Source organism: Bacillus sp. JJ1122, from assembly GCF_036964885.1.
Taxonomy (GTDB): domain Bacteria; phylum Bacillota; class Bacilli; order Bacillales; family Cytobacillaceae; genus Mesobacillus.
Map to the genome: position 1 here is coordinate 34,006 of NZ_JBALQL010000029.1, position 12,534 is coordinate 46,539.

A 12,534-nucleotide genomic window follows, 5' to 3' on the forward strand; every position below is an offset into this window, starting at 1 on the left:
GTACCTCTTTTGAAATTGGTCCAACCAATTATCGTAATTATACTAAATTATCAGAACTATTCAATAATTTATNNGATTTTAAGTCTGTTACATTTAGGACAGAGTGAAAGGTCGTTTATTAGGAGTAATTTTATGGGAAATCAGGAGAAAAAAAAGACATATCAAGTGATTGTGGATAAGATTACGGAATTTTTCTTCGCGGGAAATTTGAAGCCGGGTGAAAAATTGCCATCCGAACGGGAATTGGCAGGGCAATTTAAAGTCAGCCGGACGTCGATCAGGGAAGCACTCAGGACGATGGAGCTGAATGGTCTCATTGAAATTCGGCAAGGCGGCGGAAGCTATATTAAAGCTTCTGAGAACTTCCAATCGCAAAAAGAGGAAATCACGGCAGCCATCATTAAGGCAGAAACCCATCTTGTCTATGAAATGCTTGAACTCAGGCGCGCTATCGAAGTAGAATCCGCTTTCCTGGCTGCAAAAAGGGCCACATCACAAGACTTGGAAAAGCTTCGATCAGCCCTTGAAAAAATGGCTCTATCTGCACAAAACACCGAGTTAGGACTAACGGCAGACGTTGACTTTCACATTGCGATCGTCGAGGCCACCCATAATTCCATATTCATCGATTTGATCCAAACCCTTAGCGAACATATGAAAGATACAATCAGGGCCACCAGGAGACATCGCTTTACAGATCCCGAACGCCACGAAGATACGATGGAGGAACATAAGGAAATTTATTTGGCCATAGCCTCCGGAAATGCAGACAGAGCAAAGGAATTGATGGAAGAGCATATTGCGAGGATAAAAGAAGAATTGACAGAATCGATTGTTTCTAATATTGGGAAGTGAAGGTTTGGTTTTCACAGTTTTATTTTATGGAGCAGCTCTTGGTTACTTTAACAGTGGTTCGAAGAGCATGATTCAAGCTTTATTTCATGGGAGAGGACACAATCAGTTCATTGTTCCTTCTCCCGTTTTCATCTATTCCACCGCAAACAAAAAACCTCCAGTGCCACTGTCTCAGTCACAGTGGCATCAGGAGGTTTTGCCTATTATTTATAGATGACAATCGATCCTACAGACTTATCCTTTGCCTGGCCATTAACACGAACCTTCAAGCCGTAGTTGCCAATGTCGCGGCCTGCGTCTGGCATAAATGTGTTAAGGAAGCTATTGCTGTCGTCGAATAGGGTTACTCTTTCTTGTGAGTCGTAGTTCAATGACATATAACCATAATCCAGATTCAGGCCAGAAGTTGGATTCAAGCCAAATGCAGCATCAGCAATGTGGTAACGAGTAGATGCTTTAGCTCCATCGCTCCATACCATCTGCGCTTCCGGATGGGAATCAACTACTCCAATGAAACCTTCTCCTGGATGTATTCCCGTCCAGTTATCAGTGAATGTTGGGTCAACATACCAAACTACTAATCCGCCGTCATAGCTCATCAGGGATTTACCGCGTTTGATATTTGCTAATCCGGTGTCAACTCCCTTATGATTACGCCATTCTAACAGATAGTAATGATCAGAGTACTTGTTTCCATCTGATTTTGTAAATCCATTTAAGGCAAATGGTGATGTTGCACCTTCTGCACCGTCATCCACAATCGTTTTGCCGTCGGCTACGACTTTAATGTTATCGGCGTAGAATCCTGCATTTGAAGAGCCCCAGTCAGTAGCATAACGTAAACGAAGTTGAACCTTTTTACCTGCATAAGCGGATAAATCAAACGATTGTGATTTCCAGCCATCCGAATTACCTGTGAATCCTGGCATTGAATTTAGAATCGTTGGATACCCTTCCGGAACAACGTCTGAACGTGTATTAGCGTTTCCTATAGACTTCCATGTAGCGCCATTGTCTTCTGATACCTGAACAAAGGCAAAATCCCATTGTTCTTCGATATCATACCAGGCATCAAATGTTAACGTTGCAGAATTTTTACCTGTTAGGTCAACCGTTGTGACCATATTGGTATCCATTTCATCCTGCTGGCCTCCCCAATATTCGTAGCTTCCAGCAGCAGGAGTGTTAATTTGAGTCGCTTTTTGCGGAAGGTTTATCTTCGCAGCAATCGCATTTTTCCCATTAGGAGAGTTCGCTTGGTCAAGCAATACTTGTGTACCCTTTGAAGATACATCTTTCCAATCAATTTCAACTGTATCATTCGTCCAGTTGCCGCCTAAAGAGGATTGGAAATAAGATTTTGCCAGTGGAGAGAACCCTGTTGGCTCTGTTCCAGGAATCTTACCCGCCCAGGATCCGCTTGCCATGATGGACCAGTAAGCTACCGCTTCTCCAGTTCCTGTATACTGAGTATCATACTCATCCGGGTAGCCTAGGTCGTGGCCATATTCATGGGCAAACACTCCGGTAGCTCCGTCTTCAGGCATCATTGTGTAGTCATAGAACCCTGGCTTTCCTACTCCTAGGCCGTCTAAATCAACAAATTTTGCTGATCTATGAGACCAGATTGCATTGTTACCAAGTGATCCACCTCCGGCTTCCTGACCAACTCCAGAGTGGATAATCATAAGGTGATCAACAAGTCCATCTGGCTCTTGCAGCTTTCCGTCTCCATCCAAATCATGAGGATCTTCTAAGTCATAATCGTCTACAGGGACTCCTGCAGCCAATGCAGCTTTATAGGCGTCAATTACTAACTGCTTTGAACCTCCATTAACCATATTATCATGTCCGCCTGTTGGCCTATCAGCACCATAAAATGCTGCCGTTCCTGGGACCTTCAGCCAGCCATACGCTTTTCCGTCAACTGAATAAGTTCCGCCGGATTGCTGTTCATAAAATTGCTTCATAGAAACGAGGTCCTCACCATTCGGTCCCTCGACCCCATTTTCACCAAAAATCATATCTTCATAGTGTGAAAGAGGATAGTCCTTATAGTAATTGTCCGTCTCCTCCGGTTTAATGTTATTATGTGCAAAATCTGCATACTCAACAGCCAGCACTAATACTTTGTCTTCTCTTTTTTCTCCATTGTAAGCGGTTTCACTAACTGGATCAGGGTTCCCCTTCAAATGGCCTTTCTTTTCCCCTTTGCCATTCAGTAAACCGTTGTTAAAGTCTTTAAATTTCTTTTGTTTTTCAGCCTGGGAAGCTTTCACTTTTGCTGCAAGAGGATCTGACTCTTTGCTATCTGTCGTTTTTCCTTTTAAGGCTAAATAGTTTTTAAGGAATTTTTGCTTTTCAGCCTCTGATGCATCTTTTGATAGAAGCCCTTGCTTAATAAATGATTCAATCAACTTTTCATCATTGATAATTGCTAAATCCAGTGAAGTTTGAGAGTGACTTTTTTGGGCTTCCGCCTTATGTAAAACATCAATCTCCTTTGGTACATAAGCACTAGGAAAACCAGCAAATAATGTACCAGCAAGTACTACAGATGATAGACTAGTTTTTAATACTTTCTTCAATTTATCCACTCCCTGATTCTCTTAATTACGGCCGTAATTACATACTATTCGGAAAATAATAGTGGGACAAGGAGATTCGTTTTTCATTTACCGACAGACTAAATCAGTTTATGGGGAATTTAGCAGACGGATTTTTCACAGTATATGATAAAACTATCTTATTCTATCAGTTTCAGCAAAATTCATGTGAGATACTGAGAATAACTTTACTAACCTGTCGAAAATAAAATAAGCAGAATCATAATAATGATCCTGCTAATAGTAAAACTAATAATTATTATGAAAGTCCTATTTTTTCTAAGTTTGTAACTTGAACGAGATCAGTAAAATAGTCTACCGTTTTCATATGTTGTTTAAACATATATGGTGTCTCCCAAGTATGCTCGATATACACTTCCATCACTTTCTGAGCCCGCTCATCCCCACATGCCGCATATTCAAGTGCAGCAACGCTTTCGAAAATTTTCACCATCAGCTCAGCCACCCTTTTGGAATGGAAAGTCTTAAGGTCAGGTGTGGCCTGTTGAAGTGCAGTTAATAGCTTTTCCAGCTGCTCCATTCCTTTGCGGACTTGATTCGCAAATTCACCTTGTATGTTCGATAATCGAGTTTTCATTTCCTGTAAAAAAAGCTCGCCCGCATTGAATTTCTCTAATAATCGCAGAACTTCCAGTCCAAGAATGTTTGCGGTCCCTTCCCAAACTGTCAGAACCTGGGCGTCCCTCAATAAGCGAGGAGTGACAAAGTCTTCGATATAACCATTCCCGCCATGCATTTCAATTGCTTCATGCGCAAAATGGACGGCCTGCTCTGCGGTCTCTTTTTTTAGAAGAGCGATGTACAGCCTGTTGAGGACGACGTCTTTTTCAGTAACTCCCGCTTCGTTTCTCATCACTTTTTCAAAAAGCGGCAGATATTTAAACACGGTTCGGGTTTCGACTTCAAGTTTCACAGCCATTTTTACCAGCGAGTCTTTAATCATCGGAAAGTCTGCCAGCTTCTTGCCAAATGCCTCTCTCTTAAAAGCATACTGACTTGCTTCACTGTAGGCGCGCCTCATGATTCCGAGTGATGCGACTGTGTTGCAAACCCTTGATAGGTTCAGAGCTTCCATCATGTAATAAAAGCCTTTGGATGGATCGCCGACCACATAGGCTTGCGCACCATCAAATTCAACTTCAGCAGAAGGGACTGCCTTTACACCAAGCTTATCCTTGAGCCTGCGAATTTTGATGCCATTCAGCGAGCCATCTTCATTGCGCCATGGGACTGCGAACAGCGTCAATCCTTTTGTGCCGGCTGGGGCTCCTTCTTTTCTTGCTAAAACCATCGCGACTCCGCACATGCCGGCATTTGATGCAAAATATTTTTCACCGTAAAGCTTGTAGCCTTCCTTTGTCTGGACTGCCTTCACGAGGTTGGCTCCGACATCAGATCCTCCCTGACGCTCAGTCAGGAAGGTAGCACCTTCAAATAATTTTGTCTCTCCAGTTGACAACACGTGAGGCAGGAACTTTTCTTTGAGTTCTGGAGAGGCATATTCGTCAAGCAAGTAAGCTGTGGCCATCGTCAGTGTCACCGGGCAGTAAAAGCCTGGCTCAGTCTGGGAAAGCAGATAACCTTGGGCGTAGGAATAGATGTAGTTTCCTTTTCTGCCCAGCTCGGGAATCTCCTTGTGAACATAGCCCACAATCCCGGTGTTGTAGGATTCCTCCACGGTCCGGCGGTAGCCCTCATTCACCCATACCTCAGAAATGTCTTCGCCATAAGCATCAAATTTAATCAGCTTTGGCTGGCCTTCACGATCGGTGAATCTGGCGCGCTGGTCAATTTCATTGGCACACTTCTCACCGAACGCCTCGAGTTCCCGGTCCGCATACTTAAAAAAGTCCTCATCCAACAACTCCTTCAGCAAAGCGCGAAATTGCGGTTCGTCTTGATAAAAGTCCATCTACTTAACCTCCCTTTGTATTCCTTCCAGTTTTCCATTGAAATCCGACAGCAGTCTTTCAATCTCCTCTTTGATTTCCACCAATTCAGCTATTTTTTCGTTTACTTCTGCCAGCTTCTCATTGCCATATTCAATCGTACGATGCAACTGCTTCTCACCTGTTCGATCCTCGTCAAAGAGAAGAACCATCTCCTTGATTTCATCAAGCGAAAAACCAAAGCGCTTCCCTCGCAGCACGAGCTTTAATTGGGTGTATTCCTTGCCAGTGTATAAGCGGCGGCCTCCCTCAGAACGGTGGGGTTTCATCAGACCAAGCTCCTCATAATAACGAATCGTTCTCGTCGTCACCCCAAACTCCTCGGCCAAATCAGATATCGTATACATGATGTGTAAACCTCTTTTTAACAGAATAGTCAGTAAATTGATTATATCATTGACGTTAACGTAAAGAGCAACAAGAAATGAGTATAGTAAGAAAAGAGAATATCCCCTTTAACACAGTAAAGCGGTGGGGGTCTGACCCCCACCGCTTTACTGTGTTAAAGTTCTCTCTATTTTATTAGGTAATCGACTAGTTTTGCTTTTGGCTTGCCAAAGATTTCTTCTTCTAGGCGGCGGCCTGTTGGTGTGGCTGCTAGTCCGCCTTCTGCTGTTTCGCGGAGTGCAGATGGCATTGTTTGGCCGATGGCGTACATGGCTCCGATGACTTCGTCGCATGGGATTCTGCTTGTTACGCCAGCTAGTGCCATGTCGGCAGCTGTGATGGCGTTGGATGCGCCCATCGCGTTCCGCTTCACGCATGGAACTTCTACTAATCCGGCAACTGGGTCACAGACTAAACCAAGCATATTTTTCAATGTAATCGCAAAGGCTTCAGATGATTGCTGCGGCGTGCCGCCGGCCATTTCAACGATCGCGGCTGCGGCCATTCCTGAAGCGGATCCTACTTCTGCCTGGCATCCGCCGGCTGCTCCGGAAATGGAAGCGTTGTTTGCGATAACAAAACCGAACGCTGCCGTCGTGAACAAGAATTCGATCATTTCCATACGAGTTGGGTTCAGTTTTTCCTTCACAGCAAACAATGTTCCAGGTACAACTCCAGCAGAGCCTGCCGTTGGTGTTGCACAAATGATTCCCATTGCCGCGTTCACTTCATTAGTTGCGACTGCCTTGCTGACGGCATCCAATAATAGATTGCCAGCCAGCGATTTGCCGCTATCAATATACTTTTGCAGCAATACAGCGTCTCCGCCAGTCAGCCCTGAATGAGACTTGACTCCATTTAAGCCTCGTTCAACCGCTCGTTCCATGACAGACAGATTGTTGTCCATCTGGGCAATAATGTCCTCGCGCGACCGGCCAGAAACTTCTATCTCCTGCCGAATCATAATTTCGGCGATTTTCACTTGATTCTTTTCTGCTAATTCAACAAGCTCGGCTACATTCCGAAACATGGCTTGTCCTCCTGAATTTTACTTTTAACATTTTGAGAATAGTGCCCCGCTGCATGGATAAATCACATAGTGATATCAAGATATTTATCTCTCACCACTATTGCATTGCAGCACGATTAGCACTATTTCAATTTTGTTGTAATTTATCTTTGTCCTACATAGCAATCTGCCATACAGCAGACTGCCATTCAATAACTTTTTTAATCCACCAACCGAATAACCTGCGTAACTCCCTGCAAGAAGTTCAATTCCGCAAACACGCCGTCATCGATTTTATGGTCCATTTCGATCACCATGACCGCCTCGTCTCCTCGTTCTTTCCTGGAGACCTCCATATGTCCGATATTGATTTCATATTTTGACAGTACGCTCGTTACAGCGGAAATCAGTCCGAAACGGTCCTGATGAACAACCAGGATGGCTGGATGTGCTCCGGAAAGCTTCAGCTTGAACGAATTGATTTCTGTGATCTCAATCGTTCCGCCGCCAATTGAAATGCCGACGATTTCTAGCTCTTTTCCTTCGCCATCAAATAGGTTTATTTTTACCGTGTTCGGATGTTCTGTCACGGCATCTTCTGTGATAAATTCGACTTCCAATCCCACTTGTCTTGCTATTTCCAAAGCTTCAGGAATGCGCTCGTCAAATGTATCAAAATCCATGATTCCGGCTACTAGTGCCAAGTCTGTTCCATGGCCTTTATATGTTTTTGCAAATGAGCCGTACAAGGAAATGACGGCCTTCGCCGGCTGTTTTTCGAATAATGTCCGCGCCACTCGCCCGATTCTGGCAGCGCCTGCTGTATGTGAACTAGACGGCCCGATCATCACCGGACCTATAATATCAAATGCAGAGCGATATTTCATGTTGCACTACTCCTTCTACTCTATTAAAACTGGAACTTTATATAGCCCAGTTACCATGTAAGCGATTACATATAAAACCATTTTTAAAGATTGATAACCATAGTTATCTTACCACAATTCCAATAGAGTTTAATCAATAATTTTTATCCAATTAAAAACCATCCTCACAATCGAGAATGGTTAAATCATACTTACCTTATTCCTGCCGCTATTTTTTGATAAATACAAGCCTTCATCCGCACGGTTCAGCAGCGAGTCTATGTTATCACCAGGCTGAAAATCAGTGACCCCAAAGCTCGCGGTCAATTTTCCAGCTTCTTTAAAATGGTGGCTTTCAACTAATTTACGGAAATGCTCTGCTTTTTCCAAAGCCTGTTTCCCGTTACTATTCGTGATCAGAATAAATTCCTCACCGCCCCAGCGGCCAAAAAGATCACCTTCTGATAGTTTGCCAGTAACGATTGCGGAAAGTTCCTTTAAAACGCAATCGCCAATTTTATGGCCAAAGATGTCATTCACTTTTTTAAAATGGTCGATATCAAAGAAGATGATCGAGAATGAATTCTCATTTTCTTCTGCGTTCTCAAGCTTCTCTTCAAGCCAGACATCAATCTGGTGCCTGTTGGCCACTCTCGTCAACGAATCGATAAATGCATGCTTCTTAAAGAAATCACGCTCTGAAAAAGCGCGGAACACATTCTGAGTATAATAGAGTACTAGGATATATACGATATTCGCCGCATGAAATTGCGTCAGCGAATCGATTGCCTCCGGTGAAAGCTTGCTGCCATACACAAGGCCGATCGCCATCGTGGTCATGAAGATGAAAATCGAAAAGTAAAATCCCTTTTGCGTACCAAGTATCAAAAAGAAAAACATGATGATCAGCGGCATCCACACAATGAAGTCACCGAGGGATCCACCAGTTTTCGACATATCATTATGGACTACTTCAAACAAGGTAAGGACATGGTACAAGCTGACTAACAGCACATTTAAATATTCGGTAAAACGAACCCCTCTATTCATCCACGCCATGATCCAGCTGGCGGAGAATGAGACAATCAGAGTAGAATTGACGATAGTGTCAAAAAGGCTTTCATTATTCAAAAAGCTATTGATGATCAGAGCAAGCGTAATAACCGGCAGTACCCAAAGGTAAACGCCTCTTTTCAGCTCTTCAATCGTCTCGAATTTCTTGTACATCCTACTCATCTCCCAAACTAACTCAGTGGTTAGCAGTCCTGCTTTTATTGCTCGAGCCATTCATATCTCCCAAAATACAAATGTACTTTCCCTAATTCCATTTTACTAGAAATACCTATTTTAGTATATTTTCAAATGCAAAAAAAGAAGCAAAAGTCCCGGTTGACTCTTGCTTCCGCCATAATTTTATTCTTCCCAATTCCAATAAGTCATTTTTCCAAGGTCTGCCCCCTGGATTTGTTCCAAATCCCTCAATTTCAGCAGCTCTTTCACAGGACCTGTCACGACAGCACCGTACACTTGAAATCCATTTTTCATCAGATAGTTATAGCGTTCTTCTAAATGATCCAGGCCGAGAAAGTTTTCCCGATAGCTTCCAGATTCATTTTCGAGAAGCTCGTTCATCTGCTTTAGCATTAGCTTTTTGTTTTCATTAAGATGGTCTGGTTCGAAGCTGAGCTTCGTTTGAGAATTGAAATCATTGTTCGTTTCTCTCCCGCCAGTAAAACCAAAATTGTAAAATAATGAAATGGAATCTCCTCCACCGCCCCAGCTTGTTTCAAACTCCTTCAACTCGCCAGCATAAAGCGGCATCCATAGCACATCGACATCGTATGGTTTCAAAATCTCGTAAAGCTCCTCAGGCTTCATGAACATTTTCGTTGAAAAGCTGAGTTCCGCTACCGTCCCTTCATCCACTTTTTCAAGTCTGTTCCATACACCGGGAACTTCGTTTTCTTCAAGACTTTTCCCTGTCCTTGGATCCTCTGGTAAATAGAAATTGTATTCTTTCTCGGTTTTCGGTTCCGCAAATTCGATATTTCTTTTAGAAAAAGTGTTAAGCAATGACTTTGCCTGCTTCATATCACCGGCACGAACGGTTTCTTTCCCTACCCTTTTGTAAATAGGGTATGAAATTTTCTGCGTCAGGAATGGTGTAATTTCAATCGAATCAAAGCTGCCAAACTCCTCTTCCATGTTCGGCTGGGTCCAATCCATCGCCACCTTGCTGTAAAAAGCATGCTTTTCCCCGAACCGCGTTCCATCATAAATAAGAGTTACCACCAGCATATACAGCCAAAAGAAAAACAGCGCTGCTGCAATGACCTTAATCACCCTCACCGTTAAAGTAAATCGGTATTTAAAAAGGATTTTCTTCTCTAGATCCTTATTCCACTCCATGTCCATCCACCTTCCAACCTTGTTTTTCGGCAATATCCCCCAGCCGTTTTCTCGCCCGATGAAGCGTCACTTTCACTTGATTTTCAGAAAGATCCAATGCTTCCTGTATCTCCTGATAGCTGAACTGCTCGACTTCGCGCAAATACAAAATTGCGCGATACTGCTCGGGCAAATATGTTAAAAGCTGCTGCAAATCTTGTGAAGTTTCCGCTTCGACCGCTGTATCCTCAGGCAGACCATATGGACTCACCATTTCGTCGCCTGAAAATAAATAATCCGCAAATGGCACCCATTTTCTCCGCTTACGCCGCCGCCACTCATCGAGATAGGCATTGCGCGCCACCTTGAACAGCCATGCCCTAACATCCTCCTGGTTGTAAAATGATAATGACACCGTAGCACGCACAAACGTTTCCTGCGTCAAATCTTCCGCAAGCTGATGTGACCCCGAAAGCTTTAATAAAAAATAATAAAGGGGCTTTGTGTACCTTCTATATAATTTATCTAGTTCATTGCTTCTGCTAAAGTCCATCCTATTGCCCCTTTAAAGTTGCCACATTATACTTGAACGGTGCGAACGTTCACTTGCCACTGTTCAATTTTGATCGTTAGCACAGTCTTTTATTTAATTCTCATAACTAAAACGCTCATCCACTTTAAATGTTACACCTAATTTGAAATCTTTTGGCAGAAATGTAAAAAACACCATTCACAATGGAACGGTGTCAGCTAACTGGTCAAGCATATTCGTTATTTCTATTTTAGTAAGGTCCCGCCATTCTCCCATTTCCAAACCTTCCATTGTTACATTCATAATTCGAATGCGCTCAAGCCGTGTGACCCTGTATCCGCACTCCTTTGCCATCCGGCGGATCTGGCGATTGAGTCCCTGTGTGAGGATAATCTGAAACTCATAATCACTGATTCTCGAAACCTTGCAGTGCTTTGTCGTCGTGCCGAGAATCTTAATCCCTCCGGACATTCTCTTCATAAAATCGTCGGTAATCAGGTGATCGACTGTCACCACATACTCTTTCTCATGCCCAAACTCGGAACGCATCATTTTATTGACGATGGCTCCATCATTCGTCATTAAAATCAGCCCTTGCGAATCCTTATCCAGACGGCCGATGGGAAAGATCCTGCCAGGATAATTCATAAAGTCAATGATATTTCCGTCTACATAAGTGGCGGCCGTACACGTAATGCCCACCGGTTTATGGAGCGCGATATAAACGGCTTCTGCTTTTTCAGGAATGACAAGGCCATCGATCAATACAACATCATCAGGATCAATCATCGTCCCCGGCTCGCACACCTCACCATTCACGGTTATTCTTTTTTCTTTAATCAGGCGATTGGTTGCCCTTCGAGAGCAATAACCTGTTTCGCTTATATATTTATTGATTCTCAAATGATGCTCCAATCTTGAGGTAATTTTTGTTTCTTATTTTTTCAGTTTACCGCATCATCTATTTCAGCGCTCAAAATTCTGTTTCCAATCGGCGTCAACTCAGCTGTTCAGGCTATTTCCTTCCGTTTTTAATTTTTTCACTTTAAAGAGAATCTGAAGGATGACAACCGCGCCTACAGCTGTGACCCCTGTGAATACTCCTTTTGTAAAATCAGAAATGCCTGATTCCGGGTTCAAGAAATACAGGAGGAGCATCGCAACCAATCCAATATAAGCAATTGAAAGGTTCCTTAATAATCCTGTGTATTTTTGGATTCTCGATTCTGCATCAGAATAAATATCAGGAACTGCCCCGTTTTCAGCAGCTGTTCTGAAATATTGCCAGCCGCCAAATTGTGTGACATGCTCCCAGCCTGAATCCTCAAAAATCTCTTTATATTCTGCAAGGTCAGCGTTTTTTGTCGCCTTGTAATCGATTTTGTATACATAGTTTGCTGACTCTGTTTTTTCAAAAGTATATAATCCCTTGTAATCCTTCAGATTCCAGCCTTCACTTGCCATCTTTGTCAGCCACTCTTCTTCCTTATTGTCCTGTCCTGGAAAAAACATCTTAAAAACTTTCTTTGTTTCGGCCATTTAAATCTCCCCCAACTCTTTCACTTGTTTTTCAGTCGCCGCGACAAGGTGTGTTAACCTTTGCAGCTCCAGCTTCACGACTTGTCTGCCCAGATTCGTAAGCACATAGGATTTCCGGCGCTCCTCATCCAACTCTTCCGTTTTCTCAATGACTCCCTGCTTCTCAAGCTTGCTTAAGGCGCCATATAGTGTACCGGGTCCCAGCTTCACTTCTCCTTTGCTCATCTCCTCAACATTTTGCATGATTCCATATCCATGCAAAGGTGTGATCAGCGAGACTAATATAAAGTAAGTTGTATGTGTAAGCGGCAGGAATTTCTCGGGTGCGCTGTTTTTCATTGTTTGTTCCTCCAGTTCAGTATATCGACTCACGTTATTACGC

General features: G+C 43.2%; 12 protein-coding genes. 1 reads left to right on the top strand and 11 read right to left on the bottom strand.

Going from position 1 to position 12,534, the window contains the following annotated elements:
* Window positions 1-132 precede the first annotated feature (132 nt).
* Window positions 133-855 carry a FadR/GntR family transcriptional regulator gene (locus tag V7201_RS17180; RefSeq protein ID WP_335377981.1) on the top strand — a complete coding sequence of 241 codons (723 nt, stop codon included), beginning with the start codon at window positions 133-135 and terminating at the stop codon, window positions 853-855.
* A 203-nt stretch (window positions 856-1,058) separates the two neighbouring features.
* On the opposite strand, the gene V7201_RS17185 is transcribed toward V7201_RS17180, so the two are convergent.
* The 11 genes from V7201_RS17185 to V7201_RS17235 all read right to left on the bottom strand — a co-directional run bounded on the left by V7201_RS17185 (window position 1,059) and on the right by V7201_RS17235 (window position 12,491).
* Window positions 1,059-3,452 carry an immune inhibitor A domain-containing protein gene (locus tag V7201_RS17185; protein WP_438825069.1) on the bottom strand — a complete coding sequence of 798 codons (2,394 nt, stop codon included), beginning with the start codon at window positions 3,450-3,452 and terminating at the stop codon, window positions 1,059-1,061.
* Window positions 3,453-3,720: 268 nt separating this feature from the next.
* Window positions 3,721-5,394 carry an acyl-CoA dehydrogenase family protein gene (locus V7201_RS17190; RefSeq protein WP_335377983.1) on the bottom strand — a complete coding sequence of 558 codons (1,674 nt, stop codon included), beginning with the start codon at window positions 5,392-5,394 and terminating at the stop codon, window positions 3,721-3,723.
* Complete coding sequence (locus V7201_RS17195) at window positions 5,395-5,778, bottom strand: MerR family transcriptional regulator (protein WP_335377984.1); 384 nt, start codon at window positions 5,776-5,778, stop codon at window positions 5,395-5,397.
* 167 nt (window positions 5,779-5,945) lie between these two features.
* Entirely contained in the window at window positions 5,946-6,848 is a 903-nt protein-coding gene (gene sdaAA, locus V7201_RS17200; protein ID WP_335377985.1) for an L-serine ammonia-lyase, iron-sulfur-dependent, subunit alpha, read from the bottom strand.
* A 200-nt stretch (window positions 6,849-7,048) separates the two neighbouring features.
* A complete protein-coding gene (sdaAB, locus tag V7201_RS17205; RefSeq protein WP_335377986.1) occupies window positions 7,049-7,714 on the bottom strand; it encodes an L-serine ammonia-lyase, iron-sulfur-dependent subunit beta in 666 nt (221 codons plus the stop codon).
* Window positions 7,715-7,894: 180 nt separating this feature from the next.
* Window positions 7,895-8,980 carry a GGDEF domain-containing protein gene (locus tag V7201_RS17210; protein WP_335377987.1) on the bottom strand — a complete coding sequence of 362 codons (1,086 nt, stop codon included), beginning with the start codon at window positions 8,978-8,980 and terminating at the stop codon, window positions 7,895-7,897.
* A gap of 126 nt (window positions 8,981-9,106) precedes the next feature.
* On the bottom strand, window positions 9,107-10,102 hold the full coding sequence (locus tag V7201_RS17215) for an anti-sigma factor (protein WP_335377988.1): 996 nt from the start codon (window positions 10,100-10,102) through the stop codon (window positions 9,107-9,109).
* Window positions 10,089-10,634: a sigma-70 family RNA polymerase sigma factor gene (locus tag V7201_RS17220; RefSeq protein ID WP_335377989.1), complete on the bottom strand. Its 546-nt coding sequence runs from the start codon at window positions 10,632-10,634 to the stop codon at window positions 10,089-10,091. Before V7201_RS17220 ends, V7201_RS17215 begins: the two co-directional genes overlap by 14 nt.
* 177 nt (window positions 10,635-10,811) lie before the next feature.
* Window positions 10,812-11,516: a pseudouridine synthase gene (locus V7201_RS17225; RefSeq protein ID WP_335377990.1), complete on the bottom strand. Its 705-nt coding sequence runs from the start codon at window positions 11,514-11,516 to the stop codon at window positions 10,812-10,814.
* A gap of 99 nt (window positions 11,517-11,615) precedes the next feature.
* Window positions 11,616-12,152, bottom strand: coding sequence for a DUF2812 domain-containing protein (locus tag V7201_RS17230; protein ID WP_335377991.1), 537 nt, complete (start codon window positions 12,150-12,152; stop codon window positions 11,616-11,618).
* On the bottom strand, window positions 12,153-12,491 hold the full coding sequence (locus tag V7201_RS17235) for a PadR family transcriptional regulator (protein WP_335377992.1): 339 nt from the start codon (window positions 12,489-12,491) through the stop codon (window positions 12,153-12,155). It abuts the gene before it with no gap.
* Between the last annotated feature and the right edge of the window lie 43 nt (window positions 12,492-12,534).

Bases quoted from the DNA above. Each gene is read 5' to 3' on its own strand.
- V7201_RS17220 (WP_335377989.1), bottom strand. From the start codon at position 10,634: ATGGACTTTAGCAGAAGCAATGAACTAGATAAATTATATAGAAGGTAC.
- V7201_RS17195 (WP_335377984.1), bottom strand. From the start codon at position 5,778: ATGTATACGATATCTGATTTGGCCGAGGAGTTTGGGGTGACGACGAGA.
- V7201_RS17190 (WP_335377983.1), bottom strand. From the start codon at position 5,394: ATGGACTTTTATCAAGACGAACCGCAATTTCGCGCTTTGCTGAAGGAG.
- V7201_RS17215 (WP_335377988.1), bottom strand. From the start codon at position 10,102: ATGGAGTGGAATAAGGATCTAGAGAAGAAAATCCTTTTTAAATACCGA.
- V7201_RS17180 (WP_335377981.1), top strand. From the start codon at position 133: ATGGGAAATCAGGAGAAAAAAAAGACATATCAAGTGATTGTGGATAAG.
- sdaAA (WP_335377985.1), bottom strand. From the start codon at position 6,848: ATGTTTCGGAATGTAGCCGAGCTTGTTGAATTAGCAGAAAAGAATCAA.
- V7201_RS17210 (WP_335377987.1), bottom strand. From the start codon at position 8,980: ATGGCTCGAGCAATAAAAGCAGGACTGCTAACCACTGAGTTAGTTTGG.
- sdaAB (WP_335377986.1), bottom strand. From the start codon at position 7,714: ATGAAATATCGCTCTGCATTTGATATTATAGGTCCGGTGATGATCGGG.
- V7201_RS17235 (WP_335377992.1), bottom strand. From the start codon at position 12,491: ATGAAAAACAGCGCACCCGAGAAATTCCTGCCGCTTACACATACAACT.
- V7201_RS17230 (WP_335377991.1), bottom strand. From the start codon at position 12,152: ATGGCCGAAACAAAGAAAGTTTTTAAGATGTTTTTTCCAGGACAGGAC.